At 65.9% G+C, this 17,625-nt stretch carries 19 protein-coding genes and 1 pseudogene; 14 read left to right on the top strand and 6 right to left on the bottom strand.

The features are described from left to right. The first annotated feature begins 75 nt into the window (after positions 1 to 75). The 9 genes from livH (at position 76) to tsaA (ending at position 7,438) form a co-directional block, all read left to right on the top strand. Complete coding sequence (livH, locus tag LPB260_RS26340) at positions 76 to 999, top strand: high-affinity branched-chain amino acid ABC transporter permease LivH (protein WP_208708840.1); 924 nt, start codon at positions 76 to 78, stop codon at positions 997 to 999. Then, complete coding sequence (locus LPB260_RS26335) at positions 996 to 2,264, top strand: high-affinity branched-chain amino acid ABC transporter permease LivM (protein WP_208708839.1); 1,269 nt, start codon at positions 996 to 998, stop codon at positions 2,262 to 2,264. The genes livH and LPB260_RS26335 overlap by 4 nt, the downstream gene beginning before the upstream one ends. Next, on the top strand, positions 2,261 to 3,028 hold the full coding sequence (gene livG, locus LPB260_RS26330; protein ID WP_208708838.1) for a high-affinity branched-chain amino acid ABC transporter ATP-binding protein LivG: 768 nt from the start codon (positions 2,261 to 2,263) through the stop codon (positions 3,026 to 3,028). The genes LPB260_RS26335 and livG overlap by 4 nt, the downstream gene beginning before the upstream one ends. Positions 3,029 to 3,031: 3 nt before the next feature. Continuing rightward, positions 3,032 to 3,733, top strand: a complete 702-nt coding sequence (locus tag LPB260_RS26325) for an ABC transporter ATP-binding protein (protein ID WP_208708837.1) — start codon at positions 3,032 to 3,034, stop codon at positions 3,731 to 3,733. Between the two features lie 105 nt (positions 3,734 to 3,838). Then, positions 3,839 to 4,549: an rRNA pseudouridine synthase gene (locus tag LPB260_RS26320; RefSeq protein ID WP_208708836.1), complete on the top strand. Its 711-nt coding sequence runs from the start codon at positions 3,839 to 3,841 to the stop codon at positions 4,547 to 4,549. 59 nt (positions 4,550 to 4,608) lie between these two features. Continuing rightward, positions 4,609 to 5,070: a DUF1456 family protein gene (locus tag LPB260_RS26315; RefSeq protein WP_208708835.1), complete on the top strand. Its 462-nt coding sequence runs from the start codon at positions 4,609 to 4,611 to the stop codon at positions 5,068 to 5,070. Positions 5,071 to 5,235: 165 nt separating this feature from the next. Then, on the top strand, positions 5,236 to 5,871 hold the full coding sequence (locus tag LPB260_RS26310; protein ID WP_208708834.1) for a DUF1326 domain-containing protein: 636 nt from the start codon (positions 5,236 to 5,238) through the stop codon (positions 5,869 to 5,871). Positions 5,872 to 6,014: 143 nt separating this feature from the next. Next, positions 6,015 to 6,662 (top strand): DUF2182 domain-containing protein, encoded by a 648-nt coding sequence (locus LPB260_RS26305; RefSeq protein ID WP_256625608.1) that lies wholly within the window; start codon positions 6,015 to 6,017, stop codon positions 6,660 to 6,662. A gap of 65 nt (positions 6,663 to 6,727) precedes the next feature. Next, positions 6,728 to 7,438, top strand: a complete 711-nt coding sequence (tsaA, locus tag LPB260_RS26300) for a tRNA (N6-threonylcarbamoyladenosine(37)-N6)-methyltransferase TrmO (protein WP_208708833.1) — start codon at positions 6,728 to 6,730, stop codon at positions 7,436 to 7,438. 28 nt (positions 7,439 to 7,466) lie between these two features. On the opposite strand, the gene fpr is transcribed toward tsaA, so the two are convergent. Next, a complete protein-coding gene (gene fpr / locus LPB260_RS26295; RefSeq protein WP_208708832.1) occupies positions 7,467 to 8,246 on the bottom strand; it encodes a ferredoxin--NADP reductase in 780 nt (259 codons plus the stop codon). Positions 8,247 to 8,360: 114 nt separating this feature from the next. Between fpr and LPB260_RS26290 the strand changes: the two genes are divergently transcribed. After that, positions 8,361 to 9,296, top strand: a complete 936-nt coding sequence (locus LPB260_RS26290; protein WP_208708831.1) for a LysR family transcriptional regulator — start codon at positions 8,361 to 8,363, stop codon at positions 9,294 to 9,296. Positions 9,297 to 9,304: 8 nt separating this feature from the next. Here LPB260_RS26290 and erdR read toward each other — a convergent pair whose 3' ends face one another. Further along, positions 9,305 to 9,955 carry a response regulator transcription factor ErdR gene (erdR, locus tag LPB260_RS26285; RefSeq protein WP_208708830.1) on the bottom strand — a complete coding sequence of 217 codons (651 nt, stop codon included), beginning with the start codon at positions 9,953 to 9,955 and terminating at the stop codon, positions 9,305 to 9,307. A gap of 215 nt (positions 9,956 to 10,170) precedes the next feature. Here erdR and LPB260_RS26280 point away from each other — a divergent pair, with 215 nt between their 5' ends. Continuing rightward, positions 10,171 to 11,169: a DMT family transporter gene (locus LPB260_RS26280; RefSeq protein WP_208708829.1), complete on the top strand. Its 999-nt coding sequence runs from the start codon at positions 10,171 to 10,173 to the stop codon at positions 11,167 to 11,169. On the opposite strand, the gene LPB260_RS26275 is transcribed toward LPB260_RS26280, so the two are convergent. Beyond that, the gene (locus tag LPB260_RS26275) at positions 11,084 to 11,794 is read right to left on the bottom strand and encodes a tRNA-uridine aminocarboxypropyltransferase (protein ID WP_208708828.1); all 711 of its coding nucleotides are present in this window, start codon (positions 11,792 to 11,794) and stop codon (positions 11,084 to 11,086) included. The genes LPB260_RS26280 and LPB260_RS26275 overlap by 86 nt on opposite strands. Positions 11,795 to 11,967: 173 nt before the next feature. Here LPB260_RS26275 and LPB260_RS26270 point away from each other — a divergent pair, with 173 nt between their 5' ends. The 3 genes and pseudogenes from LPB260_RS26270 (at position 11,968) to LPB260_RS26260 (ending at position 15,262) form a co-directional block, all read left to right on the top strand. Then, positions 11,968 to 12,369, top strand: coding sequence for a quorum-sensing-regulated virulence factor family protein (locus LPB260_RS26270; RefSeq protein WP_208708827.1), 402 nt, complete (start codon positions 11,968 to 11,970; stop codon positions 12,367 to 12,369). Positions 12,370 to 12,635: 266 nt separating this feature from the next. Further along, on the top strand, positions 12,636 to 14,039 hold the full coding sequence (locus LPB260_RS26265; RefSeq protein ID WP_208708826.1) for an MBL fold metallo-hydrolase RNA specificity domain-containing protein: 1,404 nt from the start codon (positions 12,636 to 12,638) through the stop codon (positions 14,037 to 14,039). Positions 14,040 to 14,183: 144 nt separating this feature from the next. After that, a pseudogene (locus LPB260_RS26260) lies at positions 14,184 to 15,262 on the top strand (LOG family protein). Positions 15,263 to 15,429: 167 nt separating this feature from the next. On the opposite strand, the gene recX reads toward LPB260_RS26260, so the two are convergent. The 3 genes from recX to LPB260_RS26245 all read right to left on the bottom strand — a co-directional run bounded on the left by recX (position 15,430) and on the right by LPB260_RS26245 (position 17,561). Then, entirely contained in the window at positions 15,430 to 15,891 is a 462-nt protein-coding gene (gene recX / locus LPB260_RS26255) for a recombination regulator RecX (RefSeq protein WP_208708824.1), read from the bottom strand. A 36-nt stretch (positions 15,892 to 15,927) separates the two neighbouring features. Then, entirely contained in the window at positions 15,928 to 16,971 is a 1,044-nt protein-coding gene (recA, locus tag LPB260_RS26250; protein WP_208708823.1) for a recombinase RecA, read from the bottom strand. 83 nt (positions 16,972 to 17,054) lie between these two features. Beyond that, positions 17,055 to 17,561 carry a CinA family protein gene (locus tag LPB260_RS26245; protein WP_208708822.1) on the bottom strand — a complete coding sequence of 169 codons (507 nt, stop codon included), beginning with the start codon at positions 17,559 to 17,561 and terminating at the stop codon, positions 17,055 to 17,057. Between the last annotated feature and the right edge of the window lie 64 nt (positions 17,562 to 17,625).

Below are 17,625 nucleotides of genomic sequence, written 5' to 3'. Positions count from 1 at the left end.
TTTGTTTATTAGAAGAATTCTGGTCTCATGCTGCGCCACAAGCGCCGCCGTGCGTGCTGACCCAGGAGTTAGGCAATGCCTGATCTTTATCACTACCTGCAACAGCTGGTTAACGGCCTCACCGTTGGCAGCACCTATGCCCTGATCGCCATCGGCTACACCATGGTCTACGGCATCATCGGCATGATCAACTTCGCCCATGGCGAGGTGTACATGATTGGCTCGTACGTAGCCTTCATCGCCATTACTCTGCTCGCCATGATGGGCCTGGACAGCCTGCCGCTGATCATGATTGCCGGCTTCGCCGCCAGCATCATCGTCTGCAGCGCCTATGGCTACAGTATCGAGCGAGTCGCCTATCGCCCGCTGCGCGGCGGCAACCGCCTGATCCCGCTGATCTCCGCGATCGGCATGTCGATCTTCCTGCAGAACCTGGTATTGCTGGCCCAGGACTCCAAGGACAAGGCGATCCCCAACCCGCTGCCGGGCAACTTCGTGTTCGGCGAAAGCACCATGAACGGCGTGGTGATCTCCTACACCCAGGTGCTGATCTTCGTCGTCACCTTCCTGGCGATGGTCGGCCTGACCCTGTTCATCTCCCGTTCGCGCCTCGGCCGCGCCTGCCGCGCCAGTGCCGAAGACCTGAAGATGGCCAACCTGCTGGGCATCAACACCAACAACATCATCGCCCTGACCTTCGTCATCGGCGCCGCCCTGGCCGCTGTCGCCGCGGTTCTGCTGGGCATGCAGTACGGCGTGATCAACCCACACCTGGGCTTCCTCGCCGGCATCAAGGCGTTCACCGCCGCGGTCCTCGGCGGCATCGGCAGCATCCCCGGCGCCATGCTCGGTGGCCTGGTACTGGGCGTGGCCGAAGCCTTCGGCGCCGACATCTTCGGTGACCAGTACAAGGACGTGGTGGCCTTCAGCCTGCTGGTACTGGTCCTGCTGTTCCGCCCGACCGGTATTCTCGGCCGTCCGGAGGTTGAAAAGGTATGACTTCGATCAATCGCGGCAACCTCAAGACCGCCTTCTTCAGCGCCCTGCTGGTGATCGCCGTGGCCTATCCGGTCATCGGCCTGAAGCTGACCACCGTGGGCATCAGCCTGCAGGTGCAGGGCGCCAGCCCCGCCGTGCTCTGGACCATCGCCGCCTGCGCCATCGCCATGTTCTTCTGGCAGCTGCTGCGCGACCAGATCGGCGCCGCCTGGGCCAGCGTGCCCAGCATGCCCAAGGTGCCCGGCCAGGCCAGTGACTTCCTCACCCTGCCGAGCACCCAGCGCTGGGTCGTCCTCGTGCTGATCCTGATCGCCCTGGCCTGGCCATTCTTCGGCAGCCGCGGCGCGGTGGACATCGCCACGCTGATCCTGATCTACGTGATGCTCGGCCTCGGCCTGAACATCGTCGTGGGCCTGGCCGGCCTGCTCGACCTGGGCTATGTCGGCTTCTACGCGGTGGGTGCCTACAGCTACGCACTGCTGTCGCACTACTACGGCCTGGGCTTCTGGGTGTGCCTGCCGATCGCCGGCCTGATGGCGGCGTTCTTCGGCTTCATCCTCGGTTTCCCGGTGCTGCGCCTGCGCGGCGACTACCTGGCCATCGTCACCCTGGGCTTCGGCGAAATCATCCGCATCCTGCTGCGCAACATGACCGAGCTGACCGGCGGCCCCAACGGCATCAGCAACATCGACAAGCCAACCCTGTTCGGCCTGTCGTTCGAGCGCAAGGCCGCCGAAGGCATGCAGACCTTCCACGAGTACTTCGGGGTTGCCTACAACTCGATCAACAAGGTGATCTTCCTCTACCTGATCGCCCTGCTGCTGGTGCTGCTGACCCTGTTCGTGATCAACCGCCTGCTGCGCATGCCGATCGGCCGCGCCTGGGAAGCCCTGCGCGAAGATGAGATCGCCTGCCGGGCGCTGGGTATGAACCCCACCGTGATCAAGCTGTCGGCCTTTACCCTAGGCGCGACCTTTGCCGGTTTCGCCGGCAGCTTCTTCGCCGCCCGCCAGGGTCTGGTGACCCCGGAATCCTTCACCTTCATCGAATCGGCGATCATCCTCGCCATCGTCGTGCTGGGCGGCATGGGCTCGCAACTGGGGATCATCCTCGCCGCAGTGGTGATGATCCTGCTGCCGGAACTGGCCCGCGAGTTCAACGAGTACCGCATGCTGATGTTCGGTGCCTTGATGGTACTGATGATGATCTGGCGTCCGCAGGGCCTGCTGCCCATGCAGCGCCCGCACCTGGAGCTGAAACCATGAGCCGCCCGATTCTAGAAGTAAGCGGCCTGTCCATGCGCTTCGGCGGCCTGCTGGCCGTCAACGGGGTGGGCCTGTCCGTCAACGAGAAGCAAGTGGTGTCGATGATCGGCCCGAACGGTGCCGGCAAGACCACGGTGTTCAACTGCCTGACCGGTTTCTACCAGCCGACCAGCGGCAGCATCCGCCTCAACGGTGAGCAGATCGAGGGCCTGCCGGGCCACAAGATCGCCCACAGGGGCGTGGTGCGCACCTTCCAGAACGTTCGCCTGTTCAAGGAAATGACCGCGGTGGAGAACCTGCTGGTGGCCCAGCATCGACACCTCAACACCAACTTCATCGCCGGCCTGCTGAAGACCCCGGCGTTCCGCAAGAGCGAGCGCCAGGCCATGGAATACGCCGCGCATTGGCTGGAGCAGGTCGACCTGACCGAATTCGCCAACCGCCCGGCCGGCACCCTGGCCTACGGCCAGCAACGGCGCCTGGAGATCGCCCGCTGCATGATGACGCGCCCGAGCATCCTCATGCTCGACGAGCCGGCCGCCGGCCTCAACCCGCGCGAGACCGACGACCTCAAGGCGCTGATCCGCATGCTGCGCGACCAGCACAACGTCACCGTGCTGCTGATCGAACACGACATGAAGCTGGTCATGAGCATTTCCGACTATATCTACGTGATCAACCAGGGCACCCCCCTGGCCGACGGCACGCCGGAGCAGGTCCGCGACAACCCGGACGTGATCAAAGCCTATCTGGGGGAGGCCTGAGCCATGCTGACTTTCGACAAGGTTTCCACCTTCTACGGCAAGATCCAGGCACTCCACGACGTCAGCGTCGAGGTTCGCCAGGGCGAGATCGTCACCCTGATCGGGGCCAACGGCGCCGGCAAGTCGACCCTGCTGATGACCCTCTGCGGCAACCCGCACGCCTCCAGCGGCAGCATCCGCTACCAGGGCGAGGAACTGGTCGGCAAGGACACCCCGGAGATCATGCGCAAGAGCATCGCCATCGTCCCCGAGGGGCGCCGGGTGTTCGCCCGCCTGACCGTCGAGGAGAACCTGGTGATGGGCGGCTTCTTCACCGCCAAGGGCGAGTTCCGCGAGCAGATGGACAAGGTCCTGCACCTGTTCCCGCGCCTCAAGGAACGCCTCAACCAGCGCGCCGGCACCATGTCCGGCGGCGAGCAGCAGATGCTCGCCATCGGCCGCGCGCTGATGAGCATGCCCAAGATGCTGCTGCTCGACGAACCCTCCCTCGGCCTGGCGCCGATCATCATCCAGCAGATCTTCGACATCATCGAACAGCTGCGCAAGGACGGCGTGACCATCTTCCTGGTCGAACAGAACGCCAACCAGGCGCTCAAGCTGGCCGATCGCGGCTATGTGCTGGAGAACGGACGGATCGTCATGCAGGGCAGCGGCCATGAACTGCTGACCAACCCCAAGGTGCGCGACGCCTATCTCGGCGGCTGAAACGCCGGCGATCAGAAAACCGCTCCTCGGAGCGGTTTTTTTATCCCTGTGCCACGGCCCGTGCCAGTTACAATGGCCGCCCTCCCCTTGCCGATGACCTTTGCCATGACCGACCCCGTCCGCCTTTCCAAGCGCCTGATCGAACTGGTCGGCTGCTCGCGCCGCGAGGCCGAGCTGTATATCCAGGGCGGCTGGGTGCTGGTCGATGGCGAAGTGGTGGACGAACCGCAGTTCAAGGTGCTGGACCAGCAAGTCGAGCTGCTCCCGGACGCCGTCGCCGCACCGCTGGAGCCGGCGACCCTGCTGCTCCACGTGCCCAGCGGCCACGCCCCGGCGAGCGCCACCACCACCCTCGGGCCGGCCAGCCACTGGCCGGATGACCCCTCCGGCATCCGCCCACTGAAGGGCCATTTCGCCCGCCTGACTCCCTGCGCTCCGCTGCAGGCTGGCGCCGACGGCCTGCACGTGCTGACCCAGGACTGGCGCGTCGAACGCAAACTGCGGGAAGACCTTGGCAAGCTGGAGCAGGAGTACGTGGTCGAAGTCAGCGGCCAGCTCAGTCCGGCCCAGCTCAAGCGCCTGAACCACGGCCTGAGTTTCAACGGCACGCCGCTGCCACCCTGCAAGGTCAGCTGGCAGAACGAAACCCGCCTGCGCTTCGCCCTGAAGAACCCCCAGCCCGGTCAGATCGTGTTCATGTGCAACAGCGTCGACCTCAAGGTACTGGGGCTCAAGCGCATCCGCATCGGCGGCGTGCCGATGGCCAAGGTTCCAGCCGGCCAGTGGCGCTATCTGGCCGCCAAGGAACGCTTCTAGGTCCGCCTCCCCCGCCGTCCCGCCCCGGTGCGGCTCCCCTTATTTCCAGGAATCAAGCCATGCTCAATAACGATGTGCTGCGCAGCCTGCGCTACTCCCTCGACCTCAGCGACGCGCAGATGGCCGATATCATCCAGCTCAGCGGCCTGCAGGTCGCCGCAGAGCAGGTCAGCGCGGTGCTGAAGAAGGACGACGAGGACGGCTTCCAGGCCTGCGAAGACGAGCTGATGGCGCATTTTCTCGACGGCCTGGTGTACTTCAAGCGCGGCAAGGACGACAGCCATCCGGCGCAGCCCTTCGAGCTGCCGGTGACCAACAACATGGTGCTGAAGAAGCTGCGCGTGGCCTTCGAGCTGAAGGAAGACGACATGCACGCGATCATGCAGAGCGTCGACTGCCCGGTGTCCAAGCCGGAGATGAGCGCGCTGTTCCGCAAGTCCGGCCATAGCAACTACCGTCCCTGCGGCGACCAGTTCCTGCGCAACTTCCTCCGGGGCCTGACCCTGCGCCTGCGCGGCTGAACCGCAGGCTCGGACCTTCGCCACTGAGCGCCTAGGCCGAACCGGATTCGGCCCCGCTCCCCGCGGCAACCGCTAGTCCGCCGCGCCCGCCGGGCGTCCCGCCATTGCTAACCTTCTAATTGGGGGTCACCACTTCAGGCCGCCAGCGCGGCAGGGAGGAAGGCCATGAGCATGGCTGACTGGCGCATGCAGGGCGTCGAGTTCGCTACCTGCAACTGCAACTGGGGCTGTCCCTGTCAATTCAGCGCCCTGCCCAGCCACGGCAACTGCGAGGCCGTGGTGTCGATGCGTATCGACCGGGGGCACTACAAAGACATCCAACTCGACGGTCTGTGCTGGGTCGGCACCTTCGCCTGGCCCAAGGCCATCCACGAGGGCGATGGCCGCTGCCAGCTGTTCATCGACGAACGCGCCTCTGCCGAACAACGCGAGGCATTGCTGCGGATTCTCGCCGGCGAGGACACCGAGCCCGGCGCCACGGTGTTCTCTGTGTTCGCCAGCACCCTCGGCGAGCTGTACGAGCCGCAGTTCGTCCCCATCGAGTTCAGCGTCGATGTCGATCGCCGCGAAGCCCACACCCGCATCCCTGGGGTGCTGGAAGTAACAGGTGAACCGATCCGCAACCCGGTCAGCGGCCAGGCCCAGGAAGCGCGCCTGGTACTGCCCAACGGCTTCGAGTTCACCGAGGCGCAGATGGCCAGCGGCAGCTACCAGACCCACGGCGCGATCAAGATCCAGTCGCAGCAGGGCCACGGCCACTTCGCCCGCCTGCACTTCACCGGCCAGGGGGTGGTGCGCTGAAATCGCCCGCACTTCCTGGCGCCGCCGAGCCTGCTCGGCGGCTGCCCCACTGGCCGCTGCAGCGCGACCAGTGGAGCACTGCGCTGTGCCTGCTGGTACTGCTGGGGCTGGCCTGGTGGGCCCTGTTGCGGATGGCCGGCAGCATGCCCGAGATGGCCATGGCCGCCATGCCGATGCCCTGGAGCGCCGCCGATGCTCTGCTGATGCTGGCGATGTGGGCGGTGATGATGGTCGGCATGATGTTACCCAGCGCCGTGCCGATGATCCTGCTGTACCAGCAGATGCTGCGCCGGCAGCTGCACTCGCCGCGCAGACAGCTGGCCCTGCTGGCGTTCTGCCTGGCCTACCTGTTGGTGTGGGGCGGCTTCAGCCTGCTCGCCACCGCCGCGCAATGGGGCCTGGACCGCCTCGCCCTGCTCAACCCGCAGATGCGCAGTGACAGCCAGTGGCTGGGCGCCAGCCTGCTGATCGGCGCCGGCGCCTACCAGTGGCTGCCGGGCAAAGCCGCCTGCCTGGCCCATTGCCGCGGACCGGTGCTGTTTCTCCTCGGGCATTGGCGTCCCGGTATCGCCGGCGGCTGGCGTATGGGCCTGGCCCACGGCCTGTATTGCCTGGGTTGCTGCTGGGCACTGATGGGCCTGCTGTTTCTTGGCGGGGTGATGAACCTGCTGTGGGCGGCCCTGATCGGCGCCTATGTGCTGCTGGAGAAAGTGCTGCCGCAAGGCCTGTGGCTCGCGCGCCTGGCCGGGCTCCTGCTGCTGGCCTGGGGCCTGCTGGTGCTGTACGCCTAGCCCGGGCTTAAGACTGGAGTCTGCAGCAGGTAAGATGGGCCTCCCCCGCCGCCGATCGCCCGCCCATGTCCTACGCCGTATCGCCCATAGGTTTCCTGCGTTCCTGCTTCAAGGAGAAGTTCGCCATCCCGCGCCAGCCGCAGTTGGCGCCGGCGGCCCGCGGTGTTCTGGAGCTGCTTGCGCCCTTCGACCAGGGCGAGGCCGTGCAGGGACTGGAGCAGGTCAGCCATGTCTGGCTGCTGTTTCTCTTCCACCAGACCCTGGAGGACAAGCCGCGCCTGAAGGTGCGGCCGCCGCGCCTGGGCGGCAACCAGTCGCTCGGCGTGTTCGCCAGCCGCGCCACCCACAGGCCCAACGGCATCGGCCAGTCGGTGGTCAGGCTGGACAGGGTCGAGCCGGGGCGCCTGTGGCTTTCCGGCATCGACCTGCTCGACGGCACGCCGGTGCTGGATATCAAGCCCTACGTGCCCTATGCCGATTGCGTGACGGACGCGACAAACGCCATCGCCGACAGCGCGCCACAGCCGATTGCGGTGGATTGGCAGGAGCAGGCCCTGGCCCAGGCCCGCCAGCACGCCCTGCGTCTGGACGAGCCCCTGGTCGAACTGATCGAGCAATGCCTGGCCCAGGACCCGCGCCCGGCCTATCAGCAGCCACAACCGGAGCGCCGCTACGGCGCCGGTTTCTGGGATGTGGACGTGCGCTGGCACTACCCGCAACCCGGACAGATTCGCGTGCTCGAGGTGGTGCCGAGCGCCACGAAAAAGCCCGCCTGAAGGCGGGCTCCGGCGCAGACCGTGCGCATCACTTCTCGACGAAAGCGCGCTCGATCAGGTAGTCACCCGGCTCGCCCAGGCGCGGCGAGATCTTCAGGCCGAAGCCATCCAGCACCGCGCTGGTCTCGTCGAGCATGCTCGGGCTGCCGCAGATCATCGCGCGGTCGTCCTGCGGGTTGATCGGGGGCAGGCCGATATCGCGGAACAGCTTGCCGCTGCGCATCAGGTCGGTGAGCCGGCCCTGGTTCTCGAATTCTTCGCGGGTCACGGTCGGGTAGTAGATCAGCTTGCTCTTGAGCGACTCGCCGAAGTACTCGTTCTGCGGCAGGTGCTCGGTGATGAACTCGCGGTAGGCGACCTCGTTGACGTAGCGCACGCCGTGCACCAGCACCACCTTCTCGTAGCGCTCATAGGTTTCCGGGTCCTGGATCACGCTCATGAAGGGGGCCAGGCCGGTGCCGGTGCTGAGCAGGTAGAGGTGCTTGCCCGGCAGCAGGTCGTCGAGCAGCAGCGTGCCGGTGGGCTTGCGGCTGACCATCAGCTCGTCGCCCGGCTTGAGGTGCTGCAGCTTGGAGGTCAGCGGGCCGTCCGGCACCTTGATGCTGAAGAACTCCAGATGGTCCTCGTAGTTGGGGCTGGCGATCGAGTAGGCGCGCATCAGCGGGCGACCGTTGTCCTGCTGCAGGCCGATCATCACGAACTGACCGTTCTCGAATCGCAGGCCCGCACTGCGGGTGGTCTTGAAACTGAACAGGGTGTCGTTCCAGTGGTGGACGCTGAGCACACGCTCGACGTTCAGATTGCTCATGCTGGCTTCCTCGAAGGCTCAGATACCCGATGCGGGTGATTGCGCGGCATTCTAGGCGGGCGCAGAATATCTGTTAAGTGGATAATTCTGATATGGCTTATCGGTTATATAGATATGCGATTTACGCTTAGACAGCTTCATGTGTTCGTCATCGCCGCCCAACAGGAAAGCGTGTCACGCGCGGCCGAGGCCCTGGCCCTGTCGCAATCGGCCACCAGCACCTCGCTGAGCGAGCTGGAACGGCAGTCCGGTTGCCAGCTGTTCGACCGTTCCGGCAAGCGCCTGCGCCTCAATGCACTGGGTCGCCAGCTACTCCCCGAGGCCGTGGCCCTGCTCGACCAGGCCAAGGAGATCGAACGCCTGCTGGCCGGCAAGAGTGGCTTCGGCTCGCTGGATGTCGGCGCCACCCTGACCGTGGGCAATTACCTGGCGACCCTGCTGATCGGCACCTTCATGCAGCGCCACCCGGAATGCCGGGTGAGGCTGCAGGTGCACAACACCGCCCACGTGGTCCAGCAGATCGCCCATTACGAACTGGACCTGGGGCTGATCGAGGGCGACTGCCAGCATCCGGATATCGAGGTGCAGCCCTGGGTGGAGGACGAGCTGGTGGTGTTCTGCGCGCCCCAGCATCCCCTGGCGCAACGCCGCGAGGCGAGCCTGGAGGAGTTGACCCGGGAGGCCTGGATTCTCCGCGAGCAGGGCTCCGGCACGCGCCTGACCTTCGACCAGGCCATGCGTCACCATCCGGCCTCGCTGAATATCCGCCTGGAGCTGGAGCATACCGAGGCGATCAAGCGCGCCGTGGAGTCGGGCCTGGGCATCGGCTGCATCTCGCGCCTGGCCCTGCGCGACGCCTTCCGCCGCGGCAGCCTGGTGGCGGTGGAAACCCCGACCCTGGACCTGCGCCGGCAGTTCTACTTCATCTGGCACAAACAGAAGTACCAGACCGCCGCCATGCGCGAGTTCCTCGTCCAGTGCCGGGCGCTGACCGTCGGGGTCAGGCGCAGCCACGAGATCGTCCTGCCGAATCTGGTCGAGTCGGGTTGAGGCGGGGCTCAGGCGCCGGGAATGGATTCCAGTTGCTGCAGCAGCAGCGCCGCCTGGGTGCGGGTGCGTACCCCGAGCTTGCGGAAGATCGCCGTGACGTGGGCCTTGACGGTCGCCTCCGAGACACTCAGCTCATAGGCGATCTGCTTGTTCAGCAGCCCGTCGCAGACCATGGTCAGCACGCGGAACTGCTGCGGAGTCAGGCTGGCCAGGCCGGCGCTGGCGGCCTTGGCCTCGGCCGACAGCGCCGCCGCCTCCTCGGTTTGCGGCGGCCACCAGGCGTCGCCGTCGAGCACCTGGCGCACCGCCTGCTGGATGGTCTCCAGGGCACTGGATTTGGGAATGAAGCCACTGGCGCCGAATTCACGGGAACGGGCCACCACGGCCGCGTCCTCCTGGGCAGAGATCATCACCACGGGAACTTGCGGGTACTGCCCGCGCAGCAGCACCAGGCCGGAGAAGCCATAGGCCCCCGGCATATTGAGATCGAGCAGCACCAGGTCCCAGTCCGCCTTGCTCGCCAGCGCGGCTTCCAGCTCGGCAATGCTGGCGGCCTCCACCAGGCGCACGTCCGGCCCCAGCCCCAGGGTCAAAGCCTGCTGCAAGGCGCTGCGGAACAGCGGATGATCGTCGGCAATCAGGATTTCATAGGCAGCCATCGGCAGATCCTGTTTCTTGTTATGTAAGCGGCCACGACGGGCCGGTCCCGGGCGTTCCAGGTAGCCCCCAGACAAGCCTAGGTCAGCTCGTCGGGCCGCGCGGTCAGGCCCTACTGCGCGCCTGAGGCGGCGCCCAGCATGCCGAGCGCGGCGGGGGTGGTCAAGCGCCATGCTTTGCGGCACAGTCTGCGTCTTTGCCCAACTAGGATTGCTCCATGCGAAAGGAAGCCCTGCGCGCCGACCTGTTAATGCTCCTGACGGCCATGATCTGGGGGTCGGCCTTCGTGGCCCAACGCCTGGGCATGGACAGCATCGGCCCGTTTCTCTACAGCGGCCTGCGCTTCGCCCTGGCGGCGCTGATCCTGCTGCCATTGCTGCCCATTCTGCAGCGCCTCTCGCCTGACGCGCCGACACCGCCGGTGAATCGCCCGCTGCTGCTCGGCGGCGTGCTGATGGGCCTGGCCCTGGCCCTGGGGATCAACCTGCAGCAGGTCGGCCTGCTGTTCACCAGCGTGACCAACTCCGGCTTCATCACCGGCCTGTATGTGATCATCGTGCCGCTGCTCGGCCTGCTGATCGGCCACAAGACCGGCCTCGGCATCTGGCTGGGCGCCTGCCTGGCGGTGTTCGGCATGTTCCTGCTGAGCGTCGGCGAAGGTTTCCAGGTGGCCTCCGGCGACTGGCTGCAGCTGGCCGGTGCCTTCGTCTGGGGCGTGCATGTGCTGCTGGTGGGCTATTTCGCCGGGCGCCACGACCCGTTGCGCCTGGCCGTCGTGCAGTTCATCACCTGTGCGCTGATCAGCCTGCTGCTGGCCGTGCTGCTGGAGGAGATCCGCCTGGAGGCAATCCTCGCCGCCGGTCCGGCGATTCTCTACGGCGGTGTGTTCGGTGTGGCGATCGGCTTCACTCTGCAGGTGGTGGCGCAGAAGCATGCAATCGCCTCCCATGCGGCGATCATCCTCTCGTTGGAGGCGGTGTTCGCCGCCATCGCCGGCGCGCTGCTGCTCGGCGAGTCACTGGAAATGCGCGGCTACTTCGGCTGTGCGCTGATGTTCAGCGGCATGCTGCTGGCCCAGCTGTGGCCGCGCAAACTGCCGCCGCTGGTGGTTCCAGTGGCGCCGGCGGCGATCACAGAAACGCCCGCAAGCGCTGGTGCAGCGGATCATCCGGATCGATCGCGCGCTGCCCTTTCGCCGCCAGGTAGTGCTGGCTGAACACATCCAGATAGGCCCCCAGCGCATCGCCGGCGCGCTGGTCGCCGGCCAGCTCCAGGCAGAGCGCGGCGACCTCGGCGGTGCACAGGTGATCGCCGCGGGTGGAGCGGCGCAGGCGATAGCGCGACAGCTGCTCCGGCTTGAAGCTGAGCACCGGCAGATGATCCAGATAGGGGCTCTTGCGGAACATCTTGCGCGCCTCGGTCCAGGTCGCATCGAGCAGCACGAACAGCGGACGCTTGCCCGGTGCCACCTCGACCTCGCTGACCTCCCGCTCGGGCGCGGCATACTCGCCGGGAAACACCAGGTAGGGTTGCCATTGCGGATCGCTGAGCAAAGCCGGCAGGCTCGGATCGACCTCGGTGCGCAGCCAGCCGAAGGCCGAGGTATCGGCCACCACATCGGCGATCAGCCAGCCGGTGTTGCTCGGCTTCAGCGCCTCGACGTCGTGCATCAGGAGGCACACCGCCGACTCCGCCTCGACCCGCGGCCGCCAGGGGCACAGGCAATGGCTCGCGGCCAGCCGGCAGCTCGGGCAGCGGATGGTTTTGGAACCCCGCGCGACGAAGGGTTTGACGCTGCGCGCCAGGCGTGCGGCGCGTAGACGGGCAACGGCGTGGCTCATTTGGGCCGCGCCTGGGGGGCAAGATGAAGACGGCATGCTTGATCCTGGGTCGACAGGCGCGGCAGTCTAACAAAGCCGCCGTGCTACGGCGTGCCGATACGACTGAAGGCGCGGCTGCTGAACCTCCTGCGCCGCCTGCAGGTCCAACGTCCTCACCCCTACCGGAGCCCCCCATGCTGCGCGCCACCGCCCTGATCATCGCCCTGAGCCTGCCGCTCGGCGCCCAAGCCGCCTCGCTCAAGGACCATGAGCTGACCAAGATGCTGGAACAGGTCGCCCGCCAGAGCAGCCAGGGCACGCCACGGGCCATCAACGCCGACATCCTCGATCGTGGTTACACGGTCGAGGGCAACGAACTGATCAACCACCTCAGCGTACGCGCCCGCCATGCCGCCGAGATGCGCGGCAATCCCGACACGGTGCGGGCGCAGCTGGCCGACAGCGTATGCCGCAATGACGGCTTCCGCCGCTTGCTGGCCGATGGCGCGGTGCTGCGCTACCAGTTCAGCGAATACCAGAGCAACCGCCCGGTGACCAGCGAGCGCTTCGCCAAGGCCGACTGCGGGATGCCTTGAGCGCGCTATAGCAGCAACCGCCAAGGCAGATAAGCCGTATCAACGGATGAGCGGCATTGCTGCGGCGCCGGCTGCAACGGCTATCCGACTAGGCTAAAGGCGAGAGGGGCTCGTCGCGAACCGCCTACCGACTGCCAGCCGGCAGCGGCCCATTCAGGCTCGCCACGAGGCCGATGCAGGGCCGTGCTGACCAGGGTCAAGTCCACCCGACTCGCCTTGGTGCAGCCTGTGGCCATGCCCATCCCGCACTGCCAAGGAGCTCACCCATGGCGCTACTCAACTTCTACGGGGCCATTCAGCAGGTCACCGGCTCCTGCTACCTGGTCGAAAGCCGCGATGGCGCGCGGGTCCTCCTCGAATGCGGCATGCACCAGGGCCGCCGCCAGGAGGAAGATCGCAACCACGCGCCCTTCCCCTTCGATCCCGGCAGCCTGGACGCGGTGGTGATCTCCCATGCCCACCTCGATCACACCGGCCTGCTGCCGCGCCTGGTCGCCTCCGGCTACCGCGGGCCGATCTTCGCCACCGAGGCCTGCTGCGAGCTGATGGAACTGATGCTGCTGGACTCGGCGCATATTCAGGAGAAGGACGCCGAATGGGAGAGCAAGTGGCGGGTGCGCCAGGGCAAGCCGCCGGTCAAACCGCTGTACACCACCAAGGACACCGAGAAGACCCTGGCGCTGCGCCAGCCACTGCCCTACGGCAGGCCCCATGAAGTGGCCAAGGGCGTGCAGGTCACCTATCACGATGCCGGTCACATCCTCGGCTCGGCGATCGTCGAGTTCGAAGTGCAGGACCATCACCTGACCCGCCGCCTGGTGTTCTCTGGCGACCTGGGCAATACCTGCTCGCCGCTGATGTGCGATCCGGCCACGCTGGAGCGCGCCGATGTGGTGCTGCTGGAATCCACCTATGGCGATCGTGACCACCGCAACAACCGGGAAACCCTCGACGAACTGGCGCAGATCCTCCAGCAGGCCCATCGCGACGGCGGCAACGTGCTGATTCCGTCCTTCGCCGTCGGCCGCACCCAGGACCTGATCTACTACCTCGGGCGCTTCTACCAGGAGGGCCGCCTGCCGCAGCAGGCGGTGTTCCTCGACAGCCCCATGGCCATTCGTGCCAACGCCATCTATGCCCGCTATCACGAGCAGTTCGACCTGACCAACCAGGCGGAGATCAAGGCCAAGGGGGTCAGGCGCGTCGAGGACTGGCTGCCGATCCTGCGCTGCACGCCGTCACCGGAAGAGTCCATGGCGATCAACCGGATCAAGAGCGGCGCGATCATCATCGCCGGCAGCGGCATGTGCAACGGCGGACGCATCGTCCACCACTTCAAGCACAACCTCTGGCGCAGCGATTGCCACCTGGTGTTTCCGGGTTTCCAGGCGCGGGGCACAACCGGCCGGGCGATCGTCGACGGCGCGGAAACGGTGAAGGTGCTGCACCAGCGCATCGCGGTGAAGGCCAAGGTGCACACCCTCGGCGGCTTCTCCGCCCATGCCGGGCAATCGCAACTGCTCGACTGGGTCAGCCACTTCGAGCATCACCCGGAGCTGTATCTGGTGCACGGTGAACTGGAGAAGATGAAAGTCCTGCAACAGGTGCTGCGCGAGCGCCTGCAATGGATCGCCAACATCCCCGAACCCGGCGAACAGATCGCCCTGTAGCCTCTCCTGAGACGACCTTCTGGTCGCGCCCATTGCTCAGTCCCCAGCCGCAGAAACGCCGCGACCCAGCCATACTCTTGTAAAGGGCTGGGCACTTCAGGGAGTCGAAACGATCCGGTCCGCATTAGAAAAAGGAGAAGTTCTATGCCTGATGAATCGGACGACTACCTGTCTCGGCACTTCCAGATCAGCGGCATCGACCTGACCGGCAAGGTGGAGGAACTCACCTCTCTGGCCGTCCCCCCGGACAGCCCCAACCTGTCGCTGTATCGGGAAATGTTCATCACCGTGGTGCGCATGGCCCAGGCCGACCGCAATCGCTGGGACGCCAAGATCATGCTGCAGACCCTGCGGGAAATGGAGCACGCCTTCAGTACCCTGGAGCAGTTCAAGCGGCGGCGCAAGGTCACGGTATTCGGCTCGGCACGTACCCCGGTCGATCATCCGGTCTACCAGTTGGCCCGGGAACTGGGCGCCACCCTGGCGCGCTACGACCTCATGGTGGTGACCGGCGCCGGTGGCGGGATCATGGCCGCCGCCCATGAAGGCGCCGGCCTGGAGAACAGCCTGGGCTTCAACATCACCCTGCCCTTCGAACAAGGCGCCAACGCCACCGTTGAAGGCAGCGGGCACTTGCTGTCGTTCCACTTCTTCTTCCTGCGCAAGCTGTTCTTCGTCAAGGAGGCCGACGCCCTGGTGCTTTGCCCGGGGGGTTCGGCACCCTGGACGAGGCCCTGGAAGTGCTGACCCTGATCCAGACCGGCAAGAGTCCGATCGTGCCGGTGGTACTGCTGGACCAGCCGGGCGGTAGCTACTGGGAGGAGCACCTGGCCTTTATCGAGAAGCAGGTGCTCGGCCACGGCTACATCCTGCCCAGCGACCTGCAACTGATCCGCCTGGTGCACAGCGCCGACGAGGCGGCCGAAGAGATTGCCCGGTTCTACGGCAACTTCCATTCCAGTCGCTGGCTGAAGGGCCTGTACGTCATTCGCCTCAACCACCCACTCGGCGAGGCGGCCATGCAGCAGCTCAACCACGATTTCAGGGACCTTTGCAAGAAGGGCGAATTCCAGCAGCAGCAGCCTTCCGAACTGGAGCAGGACGAGCCGGAACTGTCTCACCTCACGCGCCTGGCCTTCGCCTTCAACGGCCGCGACCACGGACGCCTGCGCGAGCTGCTGAACTTCATCAACCTGCCACAGAATTGGGCGAAGAAAGCCTGACGTCGTTCCAGGTCGATCCTCACCCGACCGGCCGCTGGGGAGCGGCCGGCCCTTGGCTTTTGATCGCAATGAGCCAGAAGCACCAGGGATATGAATGCCGATCCAGCCCGTCGCCAGAGCAGTAGTGGGGAATCAGGACGAGGATAGGCTGCCGGGCGCCTGCCGGTTCAATCGTCGATGCCGCGCAGCAGGCGGCCGATCAACTCATGGGAAAAACCGCGGTAGCTGAGAAAGCGCCCTTGCTGAGCGCGCTCGCGGGCGTCCTCGGGCAATTTGCCGGCGTACTTGCGTTGCCAGGCCGCGCGTAGCTGCTCGACCCAGTCGATACCGCTGTCGCGCAGCGCCTGCTCGACCTCGGCCCGGGCCAAGCCACGCTGGGTGAGCTCTTCGCGAATGCGCTGCGGTCCGTAGCCGGAGCGCGCGCGATGGCTGATGAAGCTCTCCAGATATCGCGCCTCGGACAGCAAGCCCTCCTCCGCCAGGCGATCCAGGGCCGCCTCGATCAGCTCGGCGCTGGCGCCGCGCTGACGCAGCTTGCGCGTCAGCTCGACCCGGCCATGCTCGCGGCGCGCCAGCAGATCCATGGCCGTGCGGCGCACCGCCAGCGGATTATCGAGGACCACGGGCATGCGCTAAGCCCTGCCGTACTCTCAGTGACCCCGGACTCAGGCGTCGACTTCGGCGCCAGCCAGGTCGTCGGCGGTGGCCTTGGCCGGCACGCTGGACACCAGCAGCTTCTCGCGGATCATGCCCTCGATGGTGCGCGCCACTTCCGGGTTGTCTTCCAGGTACTTGGCCGAGTTGGCCTTGCCCTGACCGATCTTGCTGCCCTGGTAGCTGTACCAGGCACCGGACTTCTCCAGCAGGCCCAGCTGCACGCCCAGGTCGATGATCTCGCCGTTACGGTAGATACCCTTGCCGTAAAGGATCTGGAACTCGGCCTGACGGAAAGGCGGCGCTACCTTGTTCTTGACGACCTTGACCCGGGTCTCGCTGCCGACCACCTCGTCGCCTTCCTTCACCGCGCCGGTGCGACGGATGTCCAGGCGCACCGATGCGTAGAACTTCAGGGCGTTACCGCCGGTGGTGGTCTCCGGGCTGCCGAACATCACACCGATCTTCATGCGGATCTGGTTGATGAAGATCACCAGGCAGTTGGCGTTCTTGATGTTGCCGGTGATCTTGCGCAGCGCCTGGGACATCAGGCGGGCCTGCAGGCCGACATGCATGTCACCCATCTCGCCCTCGATCTCCGCCTTGGGCACCAGGGCCGCCACTGAGTCGACGATGATCACGTCGATGGCGTTGGAACGCACCAGCATGTCGGTGATCTCCAGGGCCTGCTCACCGGTGTCCGGTTGCGAGACCAGCAGGTCGTCGACGTTGACTCCCAGCTTGCCGGCGTAGTCCGGGTCCAGCGCGTGCTCGGCATCGACGAAGGCGCAAGTGGCACCGAGCTTCTGCGCTTCGGCGATCACCGACAGGGTCAGGGTGGTCTTGCCCGAGGACTCAGGGCCATAGATCTCGACGATACGCCCCTTGGGCAAACCGCCGATGCCCAGGGCGATGTCCAGGCCGAGCGAGCCGGTGGAGATGGCCGGAATCGCCTGGCGCTCGTGGTCGCCCATGCGCATCACCGCGCCCTTGCCGAATTGCTTTTCGATCTGGCCCAGGGCAGCCGCCAAGGCGCGCTTCTTATTCTCGTCCATTGAAGTCCTCACGTGATCAAGAGGGCCTGACGGCCAACAACTGTATAAGTAGCCAGTATTATTCCACAGGGCAAGTCGCCCGCCTACCCCGCCTCCGGATTTTCTTTCGCCAACAGGCGCAGCAACCCCTCTAGGGCGGCCTCGACCGTTTGTCGGCGAACTTCGCCACGGTCGCCGGTGAACTGCCGGCGCTGGCTGAACAGCTGTGCGCCGTCGCTCCAGGCCAGCCATACGGTGCCCACCGGTTTGTCCGGCGAACCGCCATCCGGGCCGGCCACGCCACTGACCGCCACGGCGTAGCGCGCGCCACTGGCGCCCTGGGCGCCGCGCACCATGGCCTCGACCACCTCGCGACTGACGGCCCCAACTGTTGCGAACAGCGCCTCGGGCACATCCAGCTGCTTGCTCTTCTGGGCATTGGAATAGGTGACGTAGCCGGCCTCGAACCAGACCGAGCTGCCGGGAACCCGGGTGATGGCCTCGGCGATACCGCCGCCGGTGCAGGATTCGGCCGTGCTCACCTGGGCCTTGGCGGCCAGCAGCCGCGCACCCAGTTCGGTGGCCAGACGAGTCAGCTCTCGATCATCCACAGTCTTTCGCGCTCCGGGGTGAAACGGGTAAGGGCGATACCCTACACTAGGCGCTTTTGCGATT

The organism is Pseudomonas sp. LPB0260 (genome assembly GCF_013388395.1).
The sequence above is the reverse complement of the archived record's forward strand: the minus strand, read 5'-3'. Positions and strand labels throughout refer to the sequence as shown.

Bases quoted from the DNA above. Each gene is read 5' to 3' on its own strand.
- tsaA (WP_208708833.1), top strand. From the start codon at position 6,728: ATGTCCTACGCCGTATCGCCCATAGGTTTCCTGCGTTCCTGCTTCAAG.
- erdR (WP_208708830.1), bottom strand. From the start codon at position 9,955: ATGGCTGCCTATGAAATCCTGATTGCCGACGATCATCCGCTGTTCCGC.
- recA (WP_208708823.1), bottom strand. From the start codon at position 16,971: ATGGACGAGAATAAGAAGCGCGCCTTGGCGGCTGCCCTGGGCCAGATC.
- LPB260_RS26315 (WP_208708835.1), top strand. From the start codon at position 4,609: ATGCTCAATAACGATGTGCTGCGCAGCCTGCGCTACTCCCTCGACCTC.
- LPB260_RS26275 (WP_208708828.1), bottom strand. From the start codon at position 11,794: ATGAGCCACGCCGTTGCCCGTCTACGCGCCGCACGCCTGGCGCGCAGC.
- livG (WP_208708838.1), top strand. From the start codon at position 2,261: ATGAGCCGCCCGATTCTAGAAGTAAGCGGCCTGTCCATGCGCTTCGGC.
- LPB260_RS26320 (WP_208708836.1), top strand. From the start codon at position 3,839: ATGACCGACCCCGTCCGCCTTTCCAAGCGCCTGATCGAACTGGTCGGC.
- LPB260_RS26270 (WP_208708827.1), top strand. From the start codon at position 11,968: ATGCTGCGCGCCACCGCCCTGATCATCGCCCTGAGCCTGCCGCTCGGC.
- LPB260_RS26305 (WP_256625608.1), top strand. From the start codon at position 6,015: ATGCCCGAGATGGCCATGGCCGCCATGCCGATGCCCTGGAGCGCCGCC.
- LPB260_RS26325 (WP_208708837.1), top strand. From the start codon at position 3,032: ATGCTGACTTTCGACAAGGTTTCCACCTTCTACGGCAAGATCCAGGCA.
- LPB260_RS26290 (WP_208708831.1), top strand. From the start codon at position 8,361: ATGCGATTTACGCTTAGACAGCTTCATGTGTTCGTCATCGCCGCCCAA.
- LPB260_RS26280 (WP_208708829.1), top strand. From the start codon at position 10,171: ATGCGAAAGGAAGCCCTGCGCGCCGACCTGTTAATGCTCCTGACGGCC.
- fpr (WP_208708832.1), bottom strand. From the start codon at position 8,246: ATGAGCAATCTGAACGTCGAGCGTGTGCTCAGCGTCCACCACTGGAAC.
- livH (WP_208708840.1), top strand. From the start codon at position 76: ATGCCTGATCTTTATCACTACCTGCAACAGCTGGTTAACGGCCTCACC.
- LPB260_RS26335 (WP_208708839.1), top strand. From the start codon at position 996: ATGACTTCGATCAATCGCGGCAACCTCAAGACCGCCTTCTTCAGCGCC.
- LPB260_RS26310 (WP_208708834.1), top strand. From the start codon at position 5,236: ATGAGCATGGCTGACTGGCGCATGCAGGGCGTCGAGTTCGCTACCTGC.
- recX (WP_208708824.1), bottom strand. From the start codon at position 15,891: ATGCCCGTGGTCCTCGATAATCCGCTGGCGGTGCGCCGCACGGCCATG.
- LPB260_RS26265 (WP_208708826.1), top strand. From the start codon at position 12,636: ATGGCGCTACTCAACTTCTACGGGGCCATTCAGCAGGTCACCGGCTCC.